General features: G+C 30.6%; 25 protein-coding genes and 2 tRNA genes. 14 read left to right on the top strand and 13 right to left on the bottom strand.

The window, feature by feature from the left end; all coding sequences use genetic code 4:
* The first annotated feature begins 11 nt into the window (after positions 1 to 11).
* A complete protein-coding gene (locus tag ACM0IS_RS02900; protein WP_416755993.1) occupies positions 12 to 2,738 on the top strand; it encodes a cation-translocating P-type ATPase in 2,727 nt (908 codons plus the stop codon).
* 33 nt (positions 2,739 to 2,771) lie between these two features.
* On the opposite strand, the gene ACM0IS_RS02895 is transcribed toward ACM0IS_RS02900, so the two are convergent.
* Together ACM0IS_RS02895 and ACM0IS_RS02890 are read right to left on the bottom strand one after the other, a co-directional pair.
* Positions 2,772 to 4,142 (bottom strand): dihydrolipoyl dehydrogenase family protein, encoded by a 1,371-nt coding sequence (locus tag ACM0IS_RS02895; protein WP_416755991.1) that lies wholly within the window; start codon positions 4,140 to 4,142, stop codon positions 2,772 to 2,774.
* 167 nt (positions 4,143 to 4,309) lie between these two features.
* A complete protein-coding gene (locus tag ACM0IS_RS02890; RefSeq protein ID WP_416755990.1) occupies positions 4,310 to 4,600 on the bottom strand; it encodes an Rrf2 family transcriptional regulator in 291 nt (96 codons plus the stop codon).
* A gap of 196 nt (positions 4,601 to 4,796) precedes the next feature.
* Between ACM0IS_RS02890 and rpmG the strand changes: the two genes are divergently transcribed.
* From rpmG to nusG, 3 genes are read left to right on the top strand one after another with little or no spacing between them, the layout of a single operon-like run.
* On the top strand, positions 4,797 to 4,946 hold the full coding sequence (gene rpmG / locus ACM0IS_RS02885; protein WP_416738397.1) for a 50S ribosomal protein L33: 150 nt from the start codon (positions 4,797 to 4,799) through the stop codon (positions 4,944 to 4,946).
* Positions 4,946 to 5,236 carry a preprotein translocase subunit SecE gene (gene secE, locus ACM0IS_RS02880; RefSeq protein ID WP_416755989.1) on the top strand — a complete coding sequence of 97 codons (291 nt, stop codon included), beginning with the start codon at positions 4,946 to 4,948 and terminating at the stop codon, positions 5,234 to 5,236. The genes rpmG and secE overlap by 1 nt, the downstream gene beginning before the upstream one ends.
* A gap of 9 nt (positions 5,237 to 5,245) precedes the next feature.
* The gene (gene nusG, locus ACM0IS_RS02875; protein ID WP_416755988.1) at positions 5,246 to 5,854 is read left to right on the top strand and encodes a transcription termination/antitermination protein NusG; all 609 of its coding nucleotides are present in this window, start codon (positions 5,246 to 5,248) and stop codon (positions 5,852 to 5,854) included.
* Between the two features lie 58 nt (positions 5,855 to 5,912).
* Here nusG and ACM0IS_RS02870 read toward each other — a convergent pair whose 3' ends face one another.
* Together ACM0IS_RS02870 and tpiA are read right to left on the bottom strand one after the other, a co-directional pair.
* Positions 5,913 to 6,914 (bottom strand): hypothetical protein, encoded by a 1,002-nt coding sequence (locus ACM0IS_RS02870; RefSeq protein ID WP_416755987.1) that lies wholly within the window; start codon positions 6,912 to 6,914, stop codon positions 5,913 to 5,915.
* Positions 6,904 to 7,650, bottom strand: coding sequence for a triose-phosphate isomerase (tpiA, locus tag ACM0IS_RS02865; RefSeq protein ID WP_416755986.1), 747 nt, complete (start codon positions 7,648 to 7,650; stop codon positions 6,904 to 6,906). The genes ACM0IS_RS02870 and tpiA overlap by 11 nt, the downstream gene beginning before the upstream one ends.
* Positions 7,651 to 7,823: 173 nt before the next feature.
* Here tpiA and recU point away from each other — a divergent pair, with 173 nt between their 5' ends.
* Positions 7,824 to 8,306, top strand: coding sequence for a Holliday junction resolvase RecU (gene recU, locus ACM0IS_RS02860; RefSeq protein ID WP_416755985.1), 483 nt, complete (start codon positions 7,824 to 7,826; stop codon positions 8,304 to 8,306).
* Here recU and ACM0IS_RS02855 read toward each other — a convergent pair.
* From ACM0IS_RS02855 to ACM0IS_RS02845, 3 genes are all read right to left on the bottom strand, one after another.
* Positions 8,303 to 8,617, bottom strand: coding sequence for an HU family DNA-binding protein (locus ACM0IS_RS02855; protein WP_416742042.1), 315 nt, complete (start codon positions 8,615 to 8,617; stop codon positions 8,303 to 8,305). The two genes, recU and ACM0IS_RS02855, sit on opposite strands and share 4 nt — an antisense overlap.
* A 150-nt stretch (positions 8,618 to 8,767) precedes the next feature.
* A tRNA-Ser gene (locus tag ACM0IS_RS02850) sits at positions 8,768 to 8,858 on the bottom strand.
* 117 nt (positions 8,859 to 8,975) lie between these two features.
* Positions 8,976 to 10,115: a YitT family protein gene (locus tag ACM0IS_RS02845; protein ID WP_416755984.1), complete on the bottom strand. Its 1,140-nt coding sequence runs from the start codon at positions 10,113 to 10,115 to the stop codon at positions 8,976 to 8,978.
* A gap of 318 nt (positions 10,116 to 10,433) precedes the next feature.
* Between ACM0IS_RS02845 and ACM0IS_RS02840 the strand changes: the two genes are divergently transcribed.
* From ACM0IS_RS02840 to rsmA, 4 genes are all read left to right on the top strand, one after another.
* Positions 10,434 to 11,951, top strand: a complete 1,518-nt coding sequence (locus ACM0IS_RS02840) for a hypothetical protein (RefSeq protein WP_416755983.1) — start codon at positions 10,434 to 10,436, stop codon at positions 11,949 to 11,951.
* Positions 11,952 to 12,064: 113 nt separating this feature from the next.
* A complete protein-coding gene (gene mnmE, locus ACM0IS_RS02835; RefSeq protein ID WP_416755982.1) occupies positions 12,065 to 13,423 on the top strand; it encodes a tRNA uridine-5-carboxymethylaminomethyl(34) synthesis GTPase MnmE in 1,359 nt (452 codons plus the stop codon).
* Between the two features lies 1 nt (position 13,424).
* Positions 13,425 to 14,234 (top strand): TatD family hydrolase, encoded by an 810-nt coding sequence (locus ACM0IS_RS02830; RefSeq protein WP_416755981.1) that lies wholly within the window; start codon positions 13,425 to 13,427, stop codon positions 14,232 to 14,234.
* Positions 14,224 to 15,009, top strand: a complete 786-nt coding sequence (gene rsmA / locus ACM0IS_RS02825; protein WP_416755980.1) for a 16S rRNA (adenine(1518)-N(6)/adenine(1519)-N(6))-dimethyltransferase RsmA — start codon at positions 14,224 to 14,226, stop codon at positions 15,007 to 15,009. The genes ACM0IS_RS02830 and rsmA overlap by 11 nt, the downstream gene beginning before the upstream one ends.
* 270 nt (positions 15,010 to 15,279) lie before the next feature.
* Here the strand turns inward: rsmA and recO are convergent, their stop codons facing one another.
* Complete coding sequence (gene recO / locus ACM0IS_RS02820) at positions 15,280 to 15,960, bottom strand: DNA repair protein RecO (protein WP_416755979.1); 681 nt, start codon at positions 15,958 to 15,960, stop codon at positions 15,280 to 15,282.
* 137 nt (positions 15,961 to 16,097) lie between these two features.
* Here recO and ACM0IS_RS02815 point away from each other — a divergent pair, with 137 nt between their 5' ends.
* Genes ACM0IS_RS02815 through ACM0IS_RS02795 form a run of 5 tightly spaced genes read left to right on the top strand, consistent with a single transcriptional unit; the run spans position 16,098 to position 22,697 of the window.
* Positions 16,098 to 16,421 carry a hypothetical protein gene (locus tag ACM0IS_RS02815; protein ID WP_416755978.1) on the top strand — a complete coding sequence of 108 codons (324 nt, stop codon included), beginning with the start codon at positions 16,098 to 16,100 and terminating at the stop codon, positions 16,419 to 16,421.
* A complete protein-coding gene (locus ACM0IS_RS02810) occupies positions 16,411 to 18,051 on the top strand; it encodes a DAK2 domain-containing protein (protein WP_416755977.1) in 1,641 nt (546 codons plus the stop codon). The genes ACM0IS_RS02815 and ACM0IS_RS02810 overlap by 11 nt, the downstream gene beginning before the upstream one ends.
* Complete coding sequence (plsX, locus tag ACM0IS_RS02805) at positions 18,051 to 19,055, top strand: phosphate acyltransferase PlsX (RefSeq protein ID WP_416755976.1); 1,005 nt, start codon at positions 18,051 to 18,053, stop codon at positions 19,053 to 19,055. The genes ACM0IS_RS02810 and plsX overlap by 1 nt, the downstream gene beginning before the upstream one ends.
* Positions 19,042 to 19,740 carry a ribonuclease III gene (gene rnc, locus ACM0IS_RS02800; RefSeq protein ID WP_416755975.1) on the top strand — a complete coding sequence of 233 codons (699 nt, stop codon included), beginning with the start codon at positions 19,042 to 19,044 and terminating at the stop codon, positions 19,738 to 19,740. Before plsX ends, rnc begins: the two co-directional genes overlap by 14 nt.
* Before the next feature lie 20 nt (positions 19,741 to 19,760).
* On the top strand, positions 19,761 to 22,697 hold the full coding sequence (locus ACM0IS_RS02795; RefSeq protein WP_416755974.1) for an AAA family ATPase: 2,937 nt from the start codon (positions 19,761 to 19,763) through the stop codon (positions 22,695 to 22,697).
* 63 nt (positions 22,698 to 22,760) lie between these two features.
* Here the strand turns inward: ACM0IS_RS02795 and ACM0IS_RS02790 are convergent, their stop codons facing one another.
* From ACM0IS_RS02790 to ACM0IS_RS02770, 5 genes are all read right to left on the bottom strand, one after another.
* Entirely contained in the window at positions 22,761 to 23,345 is a 585-nt protein-coding gene (locus ACM0IS_RS02790) for a hypothetical protein (protein ID WP_416755973.1), read from the bottom strand.
* 116 nt (positions 23,346 to 23,461) lie between these two features.
* Positions 23,462 to 23,605, bottom strand: coding sequence for a hypothetical protein (locus ACM0IS_RS02785; RefSeq protein ID WP_416755972.1), 144 nt, complete (start codon positions 23,603 to 23,605; stop codon positions 23,462 to 23,464).
* A 14-nt stretch (positions 23,606 to 23,619) separates the two neighbouring features.
* On the bottom strand, positions 23,620 to 23,781 hold the full coding sequence (locus ACM0IS_RS02780) for a hypothetical protein (RefSeq protein ID WP_416755971.1): 162 nt from the start codon (positions 23,779 to 23,781) through the stop codon (positions 23,620 to 23,622).
* A 69-nt stretch (positions 23,782 to 23,850) separates the two neighbouring features.
* A complete protein-coding gene (locus tag ACM0IS_RS02775; RefSeq protein ID WP_416755970.1) occupies positions 23,851 to 24,777 on the bottom strand; it encodes an SPFH domain-containing protein in 927 nt (308 codons plus the stop codon).
* 88 nt (positions 24,778 to 24,865) lie between these two features.
* Positions 24,866 to 24,939, bottom strand: a tRNA-Trp gene (locus ACM0IS_RS02770).
* Between the last annotated feature and the right edge of the window lie 267 nt (positions 24,940 to 25,206).

Raw genomic sequence — 25,206 nt, 5'->3', positions numbered from 1 at the left:
GATATAAATAAATGGAGAATTTATTAAATACAGACCTGAAGTCTGGTTTAACTCAAGAAGAAGCACAAGCAAGAATTGCTTCTTTAGGAGAAAATACAATCAAAGCCAAAGAGCGTAAAAGTGTTTTCATGATCTTTTTAGCTCAATTTAAAGACTTTATGATTATCTTGTTATTAATTGCGGCTGCCTTTTCTTTTGGGGTTACAATTTATGAACATGTACACGGTAACTTAAAAACCAATGGAGAAATTGCAGTTGCATATATCGAACCATTTATCATTTTGATAGTAGTTGCTTTGAATTCTATGCTTGGTACCTATCAAGAGATTAAAAGTGATCAAGCTGTCCGGGCTTTAGCTAAAAGTAATGAACTGTATGCTAAGGTTATTCGTGATGGTAAAATGGTTTCAATTCCATCTTCACAAGTTACAGTTGGAGACTTAATTGTAGTTGAAGCTGGAGATATGATTCCAGCAGATGCTAAAATTGTTGAAGCTTTTAGCTTTAGTGTAGTTGAATCAGCTATTACTGGAGAAGCTTTAGCTGTAGATAAAAGAGTAGGCGAAATTGCTAATATTGAACAATTACCTCTAGGAGATAGATATAATACTATTTTTTCAGGTACATATTGTGTTACAGGTAGAGCAATTGCCTTAGTACAAAAAATCGGGAAAGATACTGAAGTTGGTAAAATTAACTCAAGTATTCAAGAACAAGAAGTTCCGAAAACACCTTTACAAATTAAATTAGATAAGTTATCTAAAATCTTTGGAATTTCAGGGATTATCTTACTATTTGCTTCAACTATAATTCAAATTATATTAACTGGGGCCTTTAGTAATGATTGAGGTAATCCACAATTATATTCAAATGCCTTTATTATAGGTATTTCACTTGCTGTAGCTGCTATTCCTGAAGGATTAATAACCTTTACTACTGTGCTACTAGCTATAGGTGTTTCACGTATGACTAAGGAAAATGCTATTATTAAAGCTTTCCCTGCTGTAGAAACCCTTGGATCAACAAGTATAATTTGTTCAGATAAAACAGGTACATTAACAGAAAATAAAATGACAGTGGTTAAATTCTATGATGCTCAAGGAGTACAAGATTTAACTAAATCACAAACTTTAGGTAGCTTTGTAGCATGTACTGATGCTCAAGTTACTTTAGATGAAAATGGTAATTATGTTGAAGTAGGTGACCCTACTGAAACAGCTATTTTAAGATTTGGACTTGAAAAAGGAAATTCAAAAGAAGAATTCTATTCAAAATTTGAAAAGCTAGCAGCATTACCTTTTGATAGTGACCGTAAAATGATGTCAGTGCTTATTAAGACACCTAATGGGCAAAAGATTTTAATTACTAAAGGAGCACCTGACGTTATCTTTAGTAAGTGTGCTAAATTAGATGCTAATGTTCGTGAAATGAACGAAGAATGATCTAATGATGCAATTAGAGTTATTGCAGTAGCTTACAAAATGCTACCAGAAGATACTTCTACTATTACTCTTGCAGATGAACATGACTTTATTTTCTCAGGTCTAATTGGATTAATTGATCCACCTAGAGCAAATGTTAAAGCAAGTATTGAAGAAGCTAAACGTGCTGGTATCAAGACAGTTATGATTACTGGTGATCACTTAACTACAGCTGTAGCAATTGCACGTAGCTTAAGTATTTTTGAAGAAGGCGATAAAGCTATTGATGGTACTACACTAGCGAATATGAGTGATGAAGAATTAACTCAACAAGTACAACATATTTCAGTTTATGCTAGAGTAAACCCATCTGATAAACTTAGAATTGTTAAAGCTTGACAAGCACATAACCAAGTGGTAGCTATGACAGGAGATGGGGTAAATGATGCTCCTGCCCTAAAAGCTAGTGATGTTGGTTGTGCTATGGGAATTACTGGAACTGATGTTTCAAAACAAGCTGCTGATGTTATCTTAACTGATGATAACTTTAACACCATTGTGCGTGCAGTTAAATCAGGTAGAGAAACATTTATACGTATTAAAACAGTTATCTTAAACTTACTAGTTTCTTCATTAACTGAAATTATTGTTATGTTAGTTGGGCTATTTGCCTTTAGATTTATCTTTAAAGATGCAATTGGTGGTGAAGAATTTATTGTTCTAACTGCAGCCCAACTATTATGAATTAACTTATTAACACATGGATTACCAGCTATTGCACTTGGAATGGTGCCTAGTGATGTGGATGTAATGAACCATAAGCCAATTAATAAAAACCAAAGCATTTTTGCTGATGGCCTTGGTAAGCGTCTAATTATTCACAGTGTAATTCTTTCTCTTGCTGCATTGCTTTCTTACTTAATTGTAGGATTATATGCTTCTAACAATGGTGTAACAGGAGATAATTTTGTTATGTTAACATCTTCTGCTGCCTTTATTACTTTAGGAGTTGGTTCAAGTATTAACTCATTAAACTTAATGTCAAAAAAAAGCATCTTTAAATGCTCTCTAGCTAAATACAAATTAGTTTACTTGGCAAGTAGCTTTAGTATGATTTGTATGCTTGGATCAGCCTTTATTCCAGGTGTTAACCAATTATTTGGAAACATTGATTTATTAACTTTTGAACATTATTCAGTTGTTTATTGATTAATTCCAATCCTACTTGCATTTGTACTTACAATTTGTGTTGAAGGTTATAAACTTTATCAAGTTATTGCAAGCAAAAAAGCTATGCAACCAGCAGTAAATGAATAAGAGATATAAAAAAAGCACATTTGTGCTTTTTTCTTATCCAAATATATTTAAGCTTTCAGTAAAGGTTGGATGAGTGTAAATAAAGTTAGCTAATTCATCGTATTTAATTTTCTTAGCAATAGCTAATGAAATAAGGTTAATCATTTCATCAGCTTGATAATTAAATAATGTCGCTCCAATGATGTAGCCTTCACTATCTACAAGTATTTTATTTCATCCAAATGTTTCATGTATTGTTTTAGCTTTTGAAATTGATGATGTATTTAATTGTTTAACTTCGTATTTGATGCCTTTAGCATCAGCTTCTTTACAATTCATTCCAACACGTGCATAGGCTGGATCAATGAATAAACAGAATGGAATTGGTGGACGATTGTTTAAGTTGCGTTCATTAGTTTTATCTAATAATTGAGGTAATACAATTCTAGAGTCATCTAGTGATACATATGTGAAGAAAGGACCACCTTTACAATCACCAACAGCTCAAATGTTATCAGCTGTAGTCTTTAAGTTTTCATCAACTTTAATTGCACCATTTTCAGTCATAACACCTGCTTTGCTTAGTCCTAGACGATCTAAGTTCGGTTCACGTCCAATTGATACTAGAACTGCATCATACATTTCTTCAACTTCTTGCCCATCAATGATGGCTGTAACTTTTGTACCTCTGCTGTAATCTTTAATAGCAATAATTTCAGCATCATTTTCAAAGTTAATTCCTTGGGTTTGCATTGTTTCTTTAATACTGTATGAATCCATGTAATCTTCTGAAGGTAAGAAATTGTGTAGTTTACTATAAACTGTTACCTTACTTCCGAAGTTACTATACATACTTGCAAATTCAAGACCAATAAAGCCAGCTCCGACAACAAGTAATCTTTTTGGCAATGCATTTAATTCTAAGATTGCGTCTGAGTAAAAAATGTTTTTTGATTTGATGTCTAAATCTAATCTAACAGGTTTAGAACCTGTGTTGATAACAACTTTCTTTCCACGTATTTTAATTAATTTATTTTGTGTTTCAATAAGAATTGTATGTGGATCAAGGAAGCTAGCTGCTCCGACATATAAGTCAACATTTTCGCTGCTCATAATTTGATCATAGCTGTCGTTGTGCATTTTCTTAATAAATGCTCTTTTATATCTTTGTGCTGTTCTATAATATGTTTCTTTTTCTTTTCAAGTCATATTAATATTGTGAGTTTCAGCTTGTTGTCTAATTTTAGCACTGTGAATTAGAGCTTTTGTAGGCAAGCAAGCTACATTAATACATGCTCCCCCAGCCATATCTATATCCTTTTCAATAAGAGCAACTTTTTGTTTATTGGCTGATAATTTAGTTGCAAGAGTTTTTCCTGCTTTTCCTCAACCAATAATAATTACATCATATTCGATATCTAACATATTATGCCTCCCTAGATAAGATATCATTCTTAATATCTTCTAGTGTTTTGTTTTTTAAATTTTCGTATATAACATTATTTAATGAGTTAATTAAATCCTGTTCTACTGCTTCTATATTTCGTGAGATCACGCATTCAGAATCCTTGAGACCACTAACCCAAGTTTTATTAATTAACTTTAGGTCTAAAACATCAAGCAAGTCGCTGCATTTGATGTTTTAGACCTATATTCAAGGTATACCCTCCTTTACGACCTCTACTCTTTTTAATCCAATTGTTGTCATCTATTGCTTGCAATATTAATCTGACTTTAACAGGATTAATGTTAGCGTTTTTAGCAATTTCAGAGCTACTCATAGCAGTATTCTTGTGACCTAAAATTGTTAAAATGTGTAATAGACTAATAAAGTCACTGAATCCATATTTCAGTTCATTCTTTTTATATGTTACATTAACCATTACATATTAATTCTAGTACAAAAAAATAATATTTCAAGTGAATTTTTTAATTGTTTATGCCTATTTTTTAGGCATAGAAAAATGAAAAAATTTCTACATTTTAAACAAAATGGCTAGTTTGGACAAAATACGATAAAACTTATAAAGTTTTATATTAAAAACAAGCAATTTTTGCAACTTATGATAAAATAAACATATGAAAAATAATAAAGTATCACTAGCTTGCGAATTGTGTCGTAAAAAGAATTATGTCACAGTTAAAAGTGCGGGTAATCCAGAGAGAATTGCGATTAAGAAATTCTGTCCACGCTGTAAAGTACACTCACTGCATAAAGAGGAAGTATAATGAATTTAGAAAATGAAACACAAGTTGAAACATCAGAAGTTACTGATACTAGTAGTGTAGTGGTTGAAGAAAAGAAACCATCTTTAAAAGAAAGATGAAAAAATCGCAAAAAAAGATATTTCTTGCGTAAGGTTGTCAAAGACATTAAACGTGTTAGATGATCTTCACCAAAAGAAAATTGAAAAAATTTAGCTAAGATAATAATCTTTACAGTAATATTTGCTTTATTTGTGTATGGTGTAACAATCGGATTTACATCATTATGAACTGCAATTGGTGCAGGAAAATAAGGAGACAAGATGAATACAAACTTTAAATGATATATGATTTCTACTATTCGTGGAAAAGAAGAACAAGTTCTAGAAGCATTAAAAAACAGAATTGTGGCTGAAAACGTTGCTGATTCATTTAATCAAGAAGCTACAGAATTTGGCGCTTTCAAAATGTACTCAAAACCAACATTAACACCTAAAGAAATGGAAAAGAAACGTATTGGGGAACCTTACAAAATCAAATATGTAAATATGTATCCAGGTTATATTTTTGCTAACATGGATATGACTGATGAAGCTTGATACGTTATCCGTAACACTCAATATGTTACAGGGATTATCGGATCATCAGGAAAAGGAGCTAAACCAACTCCAGTATCAGCTAGCGAAATTAGAAAAATGATTAAAGCTGAAGCTGAATACTTAAAATTATTTAATGAAGGTAAGAACTTACTTGGACTTAAATTAGGTGACCTTGTTGAAGTAATTAATGGACCATATAAAGGTGAAATTGGACCTATTGCTTTACTTGATGTTGATAGAGATATTGCTGTTGTAGAACTTGAATCATTTGGTAAGAAAATTGTTGTGGAATTCCCTCTTGAATTACTAAAACCTAGTGAAACATACCTATAATAATTACAATGTGCCCTGTGCACATTTTTTTATAAAAAAATACTGGCAAGCCAGTAATTTAAAATTCTTTACGTTCTTTTTTGAAATGTTCAATTTTGTCATTTGTTGCTTCAATTTTTAATTCAGCTCACATGATAGCATCTTCAAGAGAAGCTACATTTTCAGGGAGATTTTTAATAAATTTTAATAGCAAGCTACATTCGTGAATTTTATCATTTGCATATTTTTCAAGTGCCAGTAATGAATCATCAGCTTGAGTTTCTTCATACTTTTTAGCATACTTAGTAAAGTTCTTTAACAGTTTCTTTTGATGAGATAGAGCTGAAGTAGTTTTATTGATGTTAGAATCAATTGTATTAAGATGATTTGAACGTTGCAATATGATATCTTGATTACGATAACAATAATCTAGTTTTAATACATCATCCTTATTATAATTAACAATATCGGTATCAATAATTTGCAAGTCTTGTAAGGTTAAGTTTAATTTATTAGTTGGTTTTTTAGCTTTATTAAATAATTGAAAACGAATGAAACCTAAAAAGCTTGCAGCAAAGCCTGGATCATCAAAGATACTGGTATCTACTTCTGGCTGTTTAGCCTCAAATAGGGCTCTAGTAGCAATAAAATAGTCATCCCTATGTAAATGAGGTACAACAATTTTAAGTGATAATAAACGCTTACCATTGTATTTTGAAGCATTAAAACAATTAATCCCAAATAGTTTATTTAAAATGATGTTTTCCATTTGGGGGTTTCAACCATAAAATTCAACTTTTTCAGCTAAATTAGCAGCAGAAATTTCTTCTTTAGCCAAAATAGATAAATCATTTAACAGATTAGATTTAAGTTTATTTAAATAAGTACGATAGTTAAAATTCTTAAATGACATCATTGAGGTTTTAGTCATAAAACCTTTATTTAAATCATTTTCACGATACATCCCAATCGTATAGCAATAAGGTAGAAATTGAACATTTAAGTTACCAGGTAAACGTTTTAAAAAGTTGTTAGTAATTGCTTCAAAATCAATAAAGACTTTTATTTTATTATTTTTCATTATGTGCCACTTCCATTAGTATGTCAAAAAATTGTTTAACATTTAATGAAGCCTTGCCAATTAAGAATCCATCGATATCATCTTTGTTAATTAGTTTAGTTACATTAGTTTCGGTTACGCTTCCACCATATAAAATATGACAGTTTTGATCCACTAAAGAACGGATATATTCAGAAATTTCTTGAGCTTGACATGATGAAGCACACTTACCTGTTCCAGTAGCTCAAACTGGTTCATAAGCAATAACAAATTTATCATGTGGTAAATTAGCACTTGATTCCAAGACTTGTTGCTTAATTACACTTTTAGTTTGACCACTTTCAAAATCGTGTAAGTTTTCTCCAACACAAATTATTGGCGTAATACCATTAGCTATAAGTTGCTTAGCTTTTGCGTTAATGAGAGCATTATCTTCCTTGTAGTGTGCTCTACGTTCATTGTGTCCAATAATAGCATATGAAACATTTAAATCCTTAAGCATAGCTGCACTAACATCACCTGTATAAGATCCTTCTTGGTGGCTTGAAACATCTTGAGCAACTAAGACAAAATTATCTATTTTAAGGTTTCTAAAAGCAGCCAAACATGTGTAGGGAGCTGCAATTCCGAAACTAACTTTATTATTAAAGACTGAAGCGTTTTGTTGATAAAGATCCTTAATTTTAGCGATATACATTTCCGCTTCTGTATATGTTAAATTCATTTTTCAGTTACCAATTATTAAAATTTTATTCATTTTTACCTTCTTACTATATTTTAATAAATTTAAATTTAAAACCTAAATATAAATGCATCATATTTTGTGAGATTTTTCGCTTTACAATTGCAATTTTCTTATGCTAAAAGTAAACAAAAGCAAGGAAAAGTTGTTTTTTAGTTCACTTTAGTTAATTTTTAATTTATTAGTATATGAACAATAAAAATCGTGGGATGTTTTTAGAAACAATTATTAATCAAACACTAGCTTATTATTGAAACAATGATATTGCTTATATCGAGAAAAAGGCTACGCCTATGGAATTAAAAGCACTTACACGTAGCAATAGAAATAAATTTCGTGGCACTTTTAGTCTCAAGAAATCTACAGTTGATTACATAGGTATGTATCAAGGTAGATTTATTTGTTTTGAAGCTAAAAGCACAAATGAAAATCGTTTGGATCTGAGTAACTTTCAAGCCCACCAGCTAGATTATTTGAAACTAATTGTCACTCATAATGGGATTGCTTTTGTGATTGTATATTTTTCACTATATAATGAGTTTTACTTAGTTAATATACCATATGTATTGGGACAATATCAAATGCATAAGTCGATAACATATGAAGAGATAAAGAAAAACTCAAGAAAACTAATCCTTGAGTTTCCTGGTTTTTTAAATATTCTTAATTAAGCTTTGAAGTCTACTAAGTCACGTAAGTATTTAGAAGGTGTATATTTTACAACACGTCTTTGTGGTACTTCGATGTAGTCTGGTTCATCTGCTGATTTCTTAAATTTATTTGACATTGTTCTAGCTGGTTTGATTGAAGTAGAGAAGATACCTAGGTGTGATAATCTTACTTTTTCTTCCATAATTAATTGTTCTTTTAGAACAAAAACCATAGCATCAAATACTTTTTCTACATCTTTAGGTGTAAATTCTGAACGTTCTGATACTTCGTTAATGAATTCTTTTTTTGTCATGTTTTTATTCCTCTCTAAGGTATGTGTTTGTTGTTTATACCTATATTATAGAACAAAAAAATATTTTTTAGAAAATAATTCTCGTGAATTGTGGAAAATTAGTTTTTGTTCCACATTTTCATTTTAGAAGCAAAAATGCATAAAAAAAACTAGTTTCCTAGTAATTACTGGCGGGACAGAGAGGATTTGAACCTCCGCGGGAGTTGCCTCCCCTATAGTCTTAGCAGGACCACCTCTTCAGCCTCTTGAGTACTGCCCCATATGCTTAATATTATATAGCATATTTAGTTTAAACTAAACAATTTTTCTATAAAATTTTAAATTTTGGACCCAAAAAGCTAGTTAAAAAGAAAAAATTGTCCCTGTTGGAACAATACTATTTTTCGATAAACATATAACCATCACCTTTTTTCAGATCAAGAATCGAAATAAATAAATCTTTATTAATTTTCTTAGTTACCATGAACAAATCAGCTGCATCTAAATATTGAGTATTAGTTGTAATCATATATTTCTTAGTACGAGAATATCCACCAATTACTTCTACAATTGAAAAAGTATATGTACGATTTGAAAGTTTATTAATTTGTTCAATTAATTGAAATGGGTGATCACAGAAGATTTGAGTTTGCACTAATTTATTTTTTGGATAAGTAAAGTTAACAATAAAGGCATTAATTAATAACATGAAAAATCCTGATACATAGTTTAAATTAAAGAAAATATCAAGCGCTCATGGATTATTTCCTTCTAGTGGCTTTTGCGCCAGTGACATTGAAGCCGGAATATAAGATCCCATAATGTTAGCAAGAGTTAATGAAATAAAGTTTAAGAAGAGAAAGACAGTACCAATATCTTTTAGCTTGGTTTTAGCAATATACATTCCATAAATATCAAAACCACCAGTAGAAGATCCGATAATTATGCAAGCTACAGCAGCTATTCCTTGTAACATACCTCAGCAAAGTGAATATAAGAATATGGCCATGTGTTTAATTGCATCTTTATCATAGTTTCAAAGCACAACTTGGACTTCATTTTGAACAAAAATTGCTGGTGAATTAGCTTTTAAGTTTGTGAATAAATAAACTTCGTTAATCCCAGGAATGAAACCGAAAATTACCCCAGCCAGTGTAAAAATAAATAAGTAGTAACCTGTATAAATGGTAAAACTATGTGAGATTTTCTTTCATGATAAGACTAAAAGAGGGATGTTTAAGATAAAATAAATTAATCAGAAACAAAGGTTAAAGACAATGTAACCTAAATTAGAGTCTGGATTTTTAGATTGAATGTAGTATAGAAAGAAACTACCAATTCCTTGTCCAAAAGCTTCCAGCCCAAGAGCATATAGACCAGTATTTTGAAGTAGTAACACCCCAAATAGACCCATAACAGTTCCGATTATGGTCATCACCAAGATTTTTTGTCATGGTTTTTTGATCCGATATAAGAATGCGAAAGCAAGTAAAGAACTCTTAATTTTTTGTCTTGCATATTCTTTTTTATGTCCCATATTACCTCCTTAATTTTTAGTAAATTAAGCACAAAATGGGATAAGAAATCTCTTTAAAACACAACTTTTATATTCATTTTTGCTTAATGTTTAAATTATATCACTGCAAAAATAAAAAATATTAAATGAATACAAAAATAAGGACTTTTAGCACTATATACTAAGGGCGCAATTGTGTTGAAAATTTCCACATTCCTGGTAGGCTGAAAGTATAAAGAATATAATATAAATAAATAGATATTATTTATAGGCCTAATGTTCAAACTGAGTAAATATTTATTTGAGTTAAATTCAACATTTTGGGTTTACGGGAGTGATATGAAAAAAATCAAAACTATTTTATGTCTTACAACAATTGGTGCTTTTGCCACATTACCAATTGTTTCTTCTTCATGTACTCATCAAGAGGAACCAGAACTAAATGGACAAAAGTTGTATAAAAATGCACAATTAGCTGCTAATTATAATGCACTTAAAAAATCAAATGCTACAACCATTAATCACATTAATTCATTATTCTTAAAAATTAATCCCAAATTCAATAAGAAAATCTCAATTAATGCTTCAGCCTTCATTGATTGAGCAAATGTTGAAGCAATACTAAAATATAATGAAAAATATAGTGATAAGCAATGATATAAAATGCTGGTTGGAAACTTATATGATGCTTTAACTGAACAAGCCAATACTCAAGAATTTAATAAATCAGCAGTTGTAGTTGATTTTTACGAGAAACTTGTGGATGATATATATAAAGTGGTATTTGTTAATAAAAACAATAATTTAGCTAATCTTTATACACTAAATAACTATATTAAATATATTTTAGATATCATTCAAAGTTATGAGTATAAAAGCTTAAATCAAAATGTATATTGAATAAATAATATTCAAGATCTTTTTAAAAAGTTAGTTGTTCCAAGTGCTTATATAGTAGATCCTGATATTGTTGAAGACAATTCTAAGTTTGCAACATTAGCAAATAATAATCTATGAGACGTGTTGAAAAATATGAAGCAATACAGTAATGGAGCAATTTCAATTCTTGATTTTCCAAATGGTGATTTAACTGAAACAAAAAATGAGATTGAGGCTTTAATTAAAAAACAAAATGATGAGTTTTCAAAACTTTTCCCATCATGATTTCATAATTCTGATGATGATGCTAAAATATCTCCTTTACTAACGGATAAAGTATATGGACGTTATGGACGACTTGAACAATATGCAAAGATATCAAATATTATAAGTTCATGGGAATGAGTGCTAAAAGCTATAAAAGAAAATGAAGATTATAGCCTTATTTCTTTAAAAGAGGCCAAGAGTAAAAAAGAAAATGATAATTTTAGCTTACATATTTCGCTATGATTCTCTTATAAATTTAGTCAAAAATATACAATAGAAAATAAAAAGACTCGTGAAAATGCTCTTAGTGTTGGAATAAATTTAAATAATGCTATTCCATTGACTTATTCAATGTTTAAAAATGAATATGAGCCACTAATTAGCTCTGCAATTGCATATATATTATCAATAAATAATGCAAACAACAAGATACAAGAAGAAGACAGTAAAGATATTAAGTTAATTGAACTAAATTATAAATTAATAGAGCAAGATAAATACAGTTATAACTTTTTCAAAGAGTTAGAAACTTATATTCGCGATATTAAAGATAATCAAACTAGTTTAGAATTAAACTTACCCGTAGGAGAGATAAGAGATAGACTAGGGGATAATATTAAATATAGCGAAATATGAACTGAAATTTCAATTACTGACCATGAATTGCCTATTTTCTATATTCTTCAAGCAGCAGAAATAAATCCTAAGTAAGCACTTTCCATATCATAATAAACTTATGATATGTTTTTTTAATAGCTTTAGGCCACTATTTAGTTGCGAAATAAAATATTTAACTAAATTGATTAATTTAATAAAATATAGCTATGTATGATAATATAGCAGCAATTAGTTCAGGTTCACATGTTAATCAACCTATTTCAATAGTAAGATTAGCGGGTCCTGATGTAAAAGAAATTATTTCAAAAATTTATAAAGGAAGAATGGGGAGTGATCATAATATTACTTATGGTCACATTTATGATGGCGAAACATTAGTAGACGAAGTTCTGGTAATGTGGTTTTTAGGCAAGCCAAATCCTGATGGTTCAGTTACATATAATAATTATGTTGGAGAGCCTTTAATTGAAATTAACTGCCACGGTGGAATTATAGTAACAAATAAAGTACTAGAGCTTTTATTACAAAATGGTGCTAGATTAGCTGAAAGAGGAGAATTTACTCGAAGAGCTTTTCTCAATGGCAAAATGGATCTTGTTAAGGCTGAAGCAATTCATGACTTAATTATGGCACAAACAGGTTCTCAAGCAAGTGCTTCAGTAAATAAGTTCAAAGGAAAAACATCAACAATGATTGATGAATTTCTCAATGAAATAGCACTATTAATTGGAACTTGTGAAGTAAATATTGATTATCCCGAATATGAAGATGTAGAACAAATGGACAACCAAGTCATGCTAAGCAAACTAGAGTACTTAATTAAAAAACTTTCTGAAATTGTTAAGATTTCAGAAGATTCTCGTTATGTATTTGAAGGGGTTAAAGTTGCTTTCTTAGGAAAACCGAATGTTGGTAAAAGTAGTATATTAAATAGCTTACTTTCAGAAGATAAAGCTATTGTTACTGATATTGCTGGTACCACCCGTGATTTAGTGGAAGCAACTTATAAAATTAACGATATGTTATTTAAACTAGTTGATACAGCTGGATTAAGAAAAACTGAGGAAAAAATTGAGCAAATTGGAATTAAAAAATCACTTGAACAAATTGAAAAATCTGACCTAGTAGTGCATGTTATTGACACTGTTCAAGGGATGGATGAATTTGACTTACAAGTACAAGCTCGTGCTAAGGAACTTGGCAAATTCTATATCAAAGTACTTAATAAAATTGATTTAGATAATAGTTACAATGAGCCTGGACTTGTTAAAATTTCAGCTCTTGAAAATAACATTTCTGCCTTGGAGCAAGCGTTAGTAGCTAACTTTGCTAACATAGATATTTTTGATGAAAGAATTTTTTCTAACACAAGACAATTATCATTAATTAAGCAAGCTTTAGAATGTTTAAAGAATGCTAAAACTTCTTTAGAGCTATATTATACATTTGACGTCATTATTGTAGATTTATATGCTGCATGAGACGCACTACAAAATATAAAAGGAAATGTAAACAGAGAAGACTTATTAGATATTATGTTTAGTAACTTCTGTTTAGGTAAGTAAAATGGGAAAGAAACGTAATAAATTTGTTGATGCTCATAATCACATAAGCATTAACTACTATAAATCTCCAGATATCATTGATATGATAGTGGAACAAGCATATCATAATCGAATTGATTTTTTAATGGTAAATGGTGGACATCCAGAAGAAAATAAAGAAGTGCTTGAACTAGCTAAAAAATACGACATTATCAAACCAATCATTGGAATTCATCCTGAATCTGGAATTGACGGAAATGACTATAAGCAAGTGGAAGAATTATTGACTCCAGATGTAGTTGGGATTGGCGAAATTGGACTTGATTATTACTATGAGGATGCTCCAAGTCGTCAAAACCAAATTGATTCTTTAACTAATCAAATTATTTTAGCTAATAAATATAATTTACCAGCTGTAATTCATATTCGTGACAAAGATAATTGCGATTTAGCTTACCAAGATGCCTTTGATATATTAAGCAAGTATCCTAATACAAAATGCATGCTACATACATATAGTGGTACGTTAGAGTGAGCTAAAAAGTTTGAACAATTTCCTAATTTATATTTTTCATTCAGTGGATCTATAACTTATGGCACAAATGATCAAGCTAGAGAAGTTATTTCCTACCTACCTTTAGAACGTATGTTAACTGAAACTGATGCACCTTATTTAAGAGTTCACCCTTACACAGGCGAATTAAACGAACCAAATACAGTGCTATTTGTTGCTTATTATATGGCGGGAATTAAGCAAGTTGGAACTGAAAAATTTGTTGACCGGATCAATCGTAATTTAAGAAATTTATTTGGACTAAAAGATGAAAAATAATCAACCAAGATTCGCCAAAAAGGAATTTGGTCAAAATTTCTTACAAGATCAAAACATTATTCATAAAATAGTTAATGTCTTCCCAATTACTAATGAAAATGTTTTAGAAATTGGTCCAGGACGAGGAGCTTTAACAAAAGCTCTACTGCCAAGCGCTAAAAGTGTTACATCATATGAAATTGACCAAGATATGGTGGATGTATTAAATACTGAAATCAGTGATCCTAAATTTAATTTAATACACCAAGACTTTTTACAAAGTGACTTAAGCAAGATTGAAGAAAGCTACTTAATTGCTAATATTCCTTACTATATAACTACTGATATTCTTTTTAAAGTTTTTGAACATAAAGAAAAATTTAAAGGTGTCCTTTTAATGGTACAAAAAGAAGTCGCACAAAGAATATGCGCTAAAATCAATACAAGTGACTATTCAAAATTATCGGTTTCAGCCCAATATTTAGCAAATTGTAAAATTGAATTTATAGTTCCAAGAGGATGCTTTGTGCCTGCACCAAAGGTGGATTCAGCAATTATTTCTTTAGTTTTTAAACCTGAAATTAGCTCTCAAGATTGAAATAAACATAAAGAGTTTTTCAAATTATGTTTTGCTAACAGACGTAAAAAGCTCTCATATGCACTAAGTGCTAAGTATCCTAAAGAACAAATTTTAGCTGCCTACACGGCTATGGGATATGATGATAATATTCGTATTCAACAACTCACAGTTGATCAAATTGTGACATTACACAACTTACTTTCAAAGGAAGCTTAAGCTTCTTTTTTAATTTTAACACTATGATATAGTAAGGTAATATCCTTATGCCGTGGGGGTATTAGTTTTAGAACAAAAAACGTACCTAATTTAGGCACGCTTCTTTTTAGCTATTATGTGGAAAATTCCACAAAATATGGAATTTCTCACGTTTTAAAACCTAGAAGAAAAGGCGCTAGTTTGTAGAAAAATAGGGCTTGCTTATTCAATTTAATAGCAAAAATGATATTTGCAATTAAAAAATCCAATATTTGAAGAATTAATATTGGATTAATAAGAAATTGCTCAAAAGCCTTGCTGATGTAAAAAGTTTACATAGTTGCTTAAAATGTATTTATTAATTGAATCAGTAGCTTGAAACACATAAGAATTTAAACTATGAAATGAAGATCAAATACATTGCAGTAATTTAATATCCATTAAAGGCTCTTCGCCTTCATGTTTGTAGCATATAAAGCCACCATATTGTACATCAAAAGAAATAAAATTTCTAGTGCTTCCACAAATTCGACATTTATTAAAATAATTACAAAATCCTTGATTAACAAGCAGCTGAGCAATGAAATAAGTTAGTATTTTTTGATTGTCATATTTGCCTATGTCATAGAAGTATCGATCATATTCAGCAAAAATATGGTTCTGAGTTTTGATGTAAGAAAAGACTTTTGTTAGCTTGGCAAGAAATAATGAATTTTCTAAATTACTAATGTCAAATAGCTTTACTAGAGTCGCTTTTTTTAATTTCCCAACTTTAGTATCAAAGCGAGCTTTAAAGTACTCGAGTTCTACAATTGAACCTAAAATCAGGTTGCTACGATTTTTGGATCCGGGCTTATCTAGACCTTGAGTATAGAGCGCAAAAGTACCCCTAGCCCCAAAGAATGTGACTAAGAATTTATTATCTTCATATTCAGAAATATTCATAACAAGTGCTTTTTCTATGCTAACCATGACTAAATTATATTATTTTGCAATAAAAATGCAGGCTTTTAGCACTTTTTTTGCCGGCAAGAACTTGAAATATATACTATAGTATATATTGAAAAATAAGGTAAAATATACATACTAATTAAAAATGGAGAAAATATATGGAAATTTCAGAAATCAAACAATTATGCATTGATTCATTATCTGCAGTTCCAGGGATTGTTAAGTTACATAAGCCTACACTTGACTTAGATAAACCTTGTGACGAGTTAGATGATTGTCAAGCACTCTTACCCGAGTTAATTAATGTCACGACTTCATCAACTGGTTTAAGTGTACAGTTAGCTTTCACAATTTTAGATGGAGTTTCAGCTAAATTTATTGTGACACAATTATTTAAACAAATTGACTTTGCTTTAAAGAAGAAGAAATTGAAATTATTAAATCTAACAGTAATTATTAAAGGAGTAAACAATGCAGGATAAAAATATCTTAACTGGTGCAATTTTATCAAATGCTTTAATTTCAGGTGCTAATGCCTTAGTTAATGCTAAAAATAAAATTGATGCCTTAAACGTTTTCCCAGTTCCTGATGGTGATACAGGAACAAATATGGCTTCTACAATTGCAGCCACTGTAACTAATCTTGAAGCAAACGCAAATGAACCTGTGTCAAAAATTTTAAGCGATATGGCTCATGACATGATTTATGAAGCAAGAGGTAACTCAGGAGTTATCCTTTCTCAAATATTTAAAGGGTTTGCATTAGGTACAGCTGATAAAGGCAACTTAAATACTGCTGACTTAATCCAAGCCTTTGAAGGTGCGACAGCGAGAGCTTATAAATCAGTCTTTAAACCAGTTGAAGGAACAATACTAACAGTTATACGTGAAACAACTGAAAACTTAAAATTGGAATTTGAAGGCAAAACTGTTACTTATGTTGAATTCTTTGATAAAGCTTTAGCTTTTGCTCGTAAAAGTTGTGATGAAACTCCAAATAAACTTAAAACCTTAAGAGAAGTTGGTGTTACAGATAGTGGTGGAGAAGGACTTTACACAATTCTATGAGGAATTAATGAAGCCCTACATGATCGTTTTGTAGCTATCTCTGAACAAAATGATGACATTAACAACTTTATTAGCGAAACTGAAGTTTATGAAGGCGAATTTGGATATTGTACAGAAGTTTTAATTGACTTAGACAATCCTGAAAAATTTGATAAAGAAAGCTTTACTAAACGTCTTGAAAAAATAGCTAACTCACTTGTGGTTGTTAATGATGATAACTTAGTTAAAGTGCATGGACACGCTATTAAGCCAGGAAAATTATTAAACCTAGCTCAAGAATATGGTGAATTTATCAAGATTAAATCTGAAAACATGAATTTACAAGCCAACTATTCAAAAGCTAATGCTGAAAAGATGAAACAAGAAGCTCAAAATAATGAAGCTCGTAAATTATGTGGAGTTGTTTCATGCAACCTTGGAAGTGGAATTGTTAAACGGATGAAAGAATTGGGTTGCGACTTTATTGTAGAAAGTGGCCAAACTCAAAATCCTTCTGCTCAAGATTTAATCAATGCAATTAATAATGTTAATGCTGAAACAGTTTTTGTGCTAACTAATAACTCAAACATCATTTTAGTAGCGCAACAAGTTGCACAAGTTATTGATAATAAAAATGTTCTTATAGTGCCAACTAAATCTCAAATACAAGGAATTACTGCAATGTTAAACTTCAACCATGATTTATCTGCTGAAGAAAACATTGAAATGATTGAAGAATCAATTGCTACAGTAGTAACTGGAGAAGTAACTAAGGCTATTAGAAACACTACTTTAAATGGAGTTAAAATCAAAAATGGCTCATATTTAGCAATTATTGATGGCAAGATTATTTCAGCTCATACAACAGTAATGGCAGCAGTCAAAGCAATTTTAAAAAGCAGTATCAAACCAAGTAGTGAATTAGTTTCAATCTATTATGGGGATGAAAGTAATTTAGGAGAAGCTGAAGAAGTTTCAAACTACATTAATGCTACTTATGATTGTGAAGTTGATATCGTTGAAGGAAACCAACCAACATATCAATTCTTGATAGGAATCGAATAATGAAATATAAATATACAATTGCTTTTGATGCTAATGGAAATGATAAAGGTGTCCTTGAATGTTTTTTAGGAGCTCAAAGATTTGCAAGTGAAAATCCTGATGTACTAGTTAAACTAGTTGGGAATATTAAGGAAGTTGCTGATTTAAATGATGCAGCTAACTTAGAACTAATTCAAAACGCTAACAAACCTAGTGATCCAAGAAATATTCGCAAATCAATGTCAGAAGACACTTCAATGAATCAAGCATTAAACTTGGTATTAAATAAGGAAGCTGACGCAATTTTATCTAGTGGAGATAGTGGAACTTATATTTCTACTTTAACTCTAAAGGCTAAAAGATTACCTGGAGTATCTCGTCCAGCTTTCATGCCAATTGCAACAGCAAGTAATAATCGTAAATTTGTAATCTTAGATGTTGGTGCTAATTTAGAAACTAAGACAGAATTTTTAGTAGAGTGAGCTGCACTAGCTGCAACTTATTGTAAAGCAATGTGACAAGTATCTCGTCCTCAAGTCTCTTTAGTTAATATTGGAACTGAAGATTACAAAGGAAATAGCACAACTCAAGAAGCGCATCAAATTCTAAAAGGTACTTTAGATTTTGAGTACCTAGGATTTATGGAACCAAAATCTTTATTCAAAGGTCAATGTGATGTAGTGTTATGTGATGGTTATGCCGGTAACATTATGATCAAGAGTTATGAAGGTGCAATTTCTAGCTTTAAGCATATGCTTAAGCAAGAAATTAAACCTAGCTTATTAAGAAAAATTGGCGCTTTATTGCTTAAACGTGCATTTAAAGCAGTAGCTAATAAATTAGACTATCGTTCAATTGCTAGTGCTTGAGTTCTTGGAGTTAATGCTTTAGCACTTAAGGCACACGGAAGTAGTGATTCACTTGCTTATTATAATGCTCTAAATAATATGAAGCAAGCCCTAGAAGCTAACTTACTTGAAAAATTAAAAGGTTCTGTTAATGTGGAGGCAAATGATGAAAATTAATAAATCTGCCACACTTGATCAGTTTTTAGCAGAACACAATATTGTGCCAAACTCTTATGAGCCTTATATTCTAGCAACTACCCATCCAAGTTATAACCGTAAGGGTCACAATGACTATGAAAGACTAGAATTCCTTGGAGATGCTGTATTGCAATTGCTTACTTCAAGTTTTATGTATAAAGCTTATCCAAAACTGGGACAAGGGGAATTATCTCGTTTAAGAGCCAAAACAGTTGGAACTGGATATCTTTCTTATATTTCACGCGAAATTGGATTATTAGATATTTTAAAAACCGGACCTGGTAAAATGCGTGAAACTGTAATTCAAAGTGCCAAAGTACAAGCAGATATTTTTGAATCAATGGTTGGTGCAATATACATTGACCAAGGATTAAAAGTAGCAGCTAATTTTGCGTTCCGTTATCTAAAAGAACGCATTATTAACTTGCACGATGAAGATAATAAAGATCCTAAAGGTGCATTACAAGAATACTTTCAAAGCACTACCAAAGAAAGTATTACATATAATACAGTCCAAATTGCTCCCCCAGATCAATTTAACCATCCATCATTCCAATCTCAAGCAATGCATGATGGTCAAATTTATGGAGTGGGATTAGGTATAAGTAAAAAAGAAGCTGAAACTAATGCAGCGCTAGATGCATTAGCAAAATTAAAGGATTAAATTATATAAAGGAAGTCGATATGAAATTAATCAAAATCGAAGCTCATGGTTTTAAATCATTTGCTGAACCAGTAGTTTTACGCTTTGATGGTGGTGTTGCTGGAATTATTGGACCTAATGGTTCAGGAAAAAGTAACATAAATGATGCTATCAAATGAGTATTAGGAGAACAAAGTTCTAAAGAAATGCGTGGAGATTCAATGCAAGATTTAATCTTTGCTGGATCTAAGACTGCTAAACCAATGGACTTTGCTCGGGTAACTTTAACCTTTGACAACAAAGATTCAGATAACTCAATTGATGATGATACTGTTGTTATCACTCGTGAACTTTTCCGTGGGAAAGGGATTAATAATTACTACTTAAATGGTAAGCCTTGTCGTTTCAAGGATATTAAATCTATCGCAATGGAAACTGGGATTGGAAAAAGCTCATTAGCTATTATTTCTCAAGGGACAGTTTCAGATATTGCTGAATCTTCAGATGAAGAACGTAGAGCAATCTTTGAAGAAGCTGCCGGAGTTTCTAAATTCAAATTTAAGAAAACAGAATCTTTAAGATTACTTCAAAGTGCAGATGCTTCTATTGGAAAAATTGAACCAACTATTAATGAATTAGAAAAACAATTAGTTCCATTAAGAAAGCAAGCAGAAAAAGCTTTAATTTATAGAGATAAAAGTCGTGAACTAAAGAAAGTGGAAGTAGCTTATTTAGCTCATGAAATTAGATCTAATGAAAAAATTTATGAAACTTTATCGAAAGAATTAGCTGGAGTTGAAGAAACTAGAGAATCATACTTAAGTCAAATTGCTAAATACCAACGTCAAATTGGTGAAAAGAGAATTGAAAAGAATGAATTAAGTAAAGAAATTGCTTCTTTAACTGGAAAGCAAAGTGGAATTAAAAGCAGACTTGAAAACATTGAAATTACAATCACTAAGCAAAATGCTCGTATGGAGTTAATTGCTAGTGGTGAATTATCAGTTGGAAATGAAGAAACTGCAAAAGCTTATGCACTTAAAATTATTGAACTCGAACAAAATCTAAAATACCACAGAGAGAGTGCTAAAAACTTAAACGAAAAAGTTCAAGAACATCAAAATAAAGTTAGAGAACTTTCAAGTAAAGTAAATACTTTACAAGTAGATTTAAACAACGCTAAAACAAAACATACTCAAGTAAATACTAATTTACAAATCTTACTGGAAACCAAAAACAAAAAAACCAACCTATTTAAAGGAACTAGAACTATTGTAGATAATGCCTCAAACTTTAGAGGATACAAAGGGTTAGTTAGAGACTTAATCAAAGTTCAACCTGATTACACAGCTGCAATTGAAGCAATTTTAGCAAGTGCTTCACAACACATTGTTGTTGATATGCCTAATACAGCTGTTAAAGCAGTTGAATTCCTTAAGAAAAATAATGGTGGTAGAGCAACCTTTATTCCTTTAACATCTATTAAAGAAAAATTCGTACGTGATGACTATTTATTAGTTGCATCTAACCATGCAGGTTACATTGGAGTTGCCTCTGATTTAGTAGAATACGATCCTCAATATGAAGTATTAGCTAAATTCTTACTAGGTAACGTTGTAATTGTGCAAGATATTGAAAGTGCTAACCAAATTTCAAATATCTTAGAACGTAAATATATGGTTGTTACTCTTGATGGTGATATTATTCGTGTTGGAGGTGTTATTGTTGGGGGAACTGCTCAAGAAAGCGATAACATCATTGGACTTGATGAAAGAATTGCTCAATTACAACAATTACTTCCCTCATTAAATAATATTATTGCTAATAATGAAACTTTAATTGAAAAACACAATGCTGAAATAACGCGTGTTAATACAGCTTTAAATGAATATACCTTTGAAGCAAGACAAGAAAACTTATTAATAGGTCAAATGGAAAGAGAACTTGATGAATTCAAGTCAAAAACAGACCTTATTGAAGTAAATCGTGATGAAGTAGCTCCATCAGTTCTGATTGGAGAAAGAAACGATTTATATAAAGAATATACAATTGTAAAGAATGATTTAACAATCAAGAACCAATTCCTTGAAACTCTTGATGCTGAATTATTACACTTAAGTGAAGCTTTAGATCAAACTCAAACTACTTTAAATGAGTTAAATAATACTTTCACTAACAAAATTACAATTTACAAGAATTCTGAACTCAACTTGAAGAATTACCGTGAAAGACTAGCAAGCCAATATTCATATACAGTTGAATATGCTGAAGCTAACTACAAGCTAGAAATTCCGGTTGATAAAGCTAGAGAACTAGTTGCTGAATTAAGAGAACAAATCTCTGAACTTGGTGCAGTTAACTTAGAAGCTATTGAACAACTTGAAAGCGTTGAAGAACGTTATGACAGATATGTAGCTGACAGAGATGAATTAGTTTCAACTAGAAACATCTTAATGGAAGCTATTTCTGAACTTGATAAAATTATTGTTACAAGATTAACTAGTGTAGTAAATGATGTTAACAATGAATTCAATGCAGTATTTAAATCAATGTTTGGAGGTGGTAGCGCTGAAGTAAGATTCATTGATCCTAATAATGTCTTAGAATCAGGAATTTCTATCTTTGCTCAACCTCCTGGAAAAAGTATTAAGAATTTAAGACTATTTTCAGGTGGTGAAAAAGCCTTAATTGCAATTTCATTACTATTTGCTATCTTAAGAGCAAGACCACTTCCTTTATGTATTCTTGATGAAGTTGAAGCTGCTCTTGATGAAGCAAATGTTATTAGATACGCTGAATACTTACAAGAACTTAAAAATCAAACTCAATTCATTGTTATCACTCACAGAACTGGAACAATGTCTAGAGTTGACTCATTATTTGCAGCAACAATGCAAACTCGTGGAGTTACAAACTTCTTTAGCGTGCAATTAAAAGATGCTGCTAAATACGTTGATCAAGATTCAAATAACCAATAATACTTATATCCCTATGCCATAGGGATATTTTTTATTGCAAATAAAAAATACCTACAAGAGGTATTACTCAGTTTCGCCTTCATTAGAAGTTACTAAGCTTACATATTTTAAAATTTTATCCACTAATTTTTGCTTAGTAATTGCGCTTCCATGAGATCCATGTATTGGATATCTAGAAATTGAATCATCCAATTCTTTATCGGTATAGTTAGTTGTGAAATTTTGAGCAAGTTCTAAGAACTCTGTAATAAAGTATGGGTAATCATCTTCATTAGGGAATTTAGCTTTTGCAACTTCTTCCATTTGTTTTAAGTTATCTCTTAAAGCTTGAACTATAGTAACCGTTGGGGTTGATACATTAGCAACTTTTTTTAAGTTGGCTGTTACTGTAGCAAGTAAGTTAGTATTTGTTTCTGTATTAGGCTTTTCTTTTTCAGTGTTGTTATTTGTTCCAGTGTTATCACCATTAACTGTCCCTGGAGTAGTTTGATTTCCATTCCCGTTAGTTGAACTTTGGGGATTTGTTGAGGGCTGTTGTGTTGGATTTTTCAGTTCAGTTTCTTCTTTTTGTTGTGTGCATTGAGCTGCAACTAAAGGCAAAATTGCACTTGCTGAAAGTAATGGAATAAGTGTAAATTTTAATTTCATAAACATCCTTTATTTTTGTTTTATTTGTATTTCTTTCTTGTTTTTTAAATCATAAATGGATAATTGATGATGCTTGCAATCAATCATTTTAGCCATAAACTTAAAGCGAATCAATTTTACTTGATCAACATATAAGTGTGATTTAGAATAATTATATCAAAATCCAATATATCTTTGAGTTTATCAATTGCAGCTAAAATATTATCAAGTAGTGCAGATTGCAGTGAAATTGTATCTGGAACAAAATATTTCTTAAACAAAGTCTTAATACCTACTAAATAACATGATTTAATTTTCTTTTATCTGATTCATTAAATAATGTCAGACCATAAGATACTTTTAACTCTTGTAGCAAGGCTAAAAGATCTTGTTTATTTAACAGCAGTCCTTGACTAAAACATAAATAAGTAAAGTTACTATTGCGATTTGAAAACATAATTATCCTTGCGTCTTAATTATAATTTTTAGATAAAAAAGTATCAGCGAACTGATACTTAAAAATATCTTATTTTTTGTCCTTTTTTAAGATTTCAGCACCTGCTGCCACTACACTAGCGATATCAGCTAGATTTGGTGGTAAAATGATTTTTGTAGCTTGCCCATTGGCAATTTCGCTTCATTCTTGAATTGATTTAAGTTTTAAGAAGGCTTCATTAATTCCGGCTGAATTAATTAATTCGATTGCTTCTTTTTCCCCTTGAGCTTCTAGAATACGTTTTTGTTTTTCGGCTTCAGCTTGTAAAATCTTTTGTTGTCTTTCAGCTTCAGCATTTAGAATTGTGCTTTCTTTTTCACCTTGTGCTTTAAGAATTAAACTTTGTCTAATTCCTTCAGCTTCAAGAATGTTGGCACGTTTATCTCTTTCAGCTTGCATTTGTCTAATCATAGCTTCTTGCACTTCACGAGGAGGAATAATATTTTGGATTTCAATCCGATTTACTTTAATTCCTCATGGATCACTAGCTGCATCCAATATTTTTGTAAGTTTAGCATTAATAATTTCTCTAGATGTAAGTGATTCGTCTAATTCAATTTCACCAATTAAATTACGTAAAGTTGTAGCTGTTAAATTTTCAATAGCTAATCAAGGTCTTTCAGCACCATAAGCAAATAGTTCAGCATCTACTATTTTAAGGTAAATAACTGTATCTACTTTGATTGTAGCGTTATCCTTTGTAATAACACTTTGAGCAGGAAAATCCATAACTTTTTCTTTAAAATTTTCTACTAAAGCCTTACGATCTAGGAATGGAATAATAAAGTGAAGTCCTTTTCCTAAAGTTCTGTGGTATTTTCCGAGTCTTTGAACAATAACAAAGTTTGTTTCTTGAACAATTACAATTGACTTAACTAAAGCAATAATTAAAATAATTAAAAATATTAATCCAAAAATTGAACCAAATACAATGCCGATAATTGCGCCTGTTGTCATATTTATTCTCCTTGTATATTTGTTTATATATAATAAATATTTTACTAAATTTAACAAAAAAATTAGCTACTAGCTAATTTGATTGATATGGCGGAGGTTAAAGGAATCGAACCCTTATCATCGGTTTTGGAGACCACTATATTGCCATTATACTAAACCTCCATTAAACTTCTTATAAATAATACCAAATTTTCATTATCTTTGGAGAAAAAGGTTCATAAAGACGCATAAATATTAAATAAAAAGAATTAGCCATTGACTAATTCCTATAAAGATATGAATGAAATCTCTTTACATTTATATGTTATCAAATTTTTTATAGCTACTGATTATATTTTTTGTGCATTATTTATTCAAAGCGTTTAGAAATTCGGGTTAAGTCAAGATACTAAAACTTAAAGGGTAATCACTAATTTCTGATTGCGTTCA

The sequence above is a fragment of the Mycoplasma aquilae ATCC BAA-1896 genome, from assembly GCF_048074525.1.
Taxonomy (GTDB): domain Bacteria; phylum Bacillota_I; class Bacilli_A; order Mycoplasmatales; family Metamycoplasmataceae; genus Mycoplasmopsis; species Mycoplasmopsis aquilae.
The sequence above is the reverse complement of the archived record's forward strand: the minus strand, read 5'-3'. Positions and strand labels throughout refer to the sequence as shown.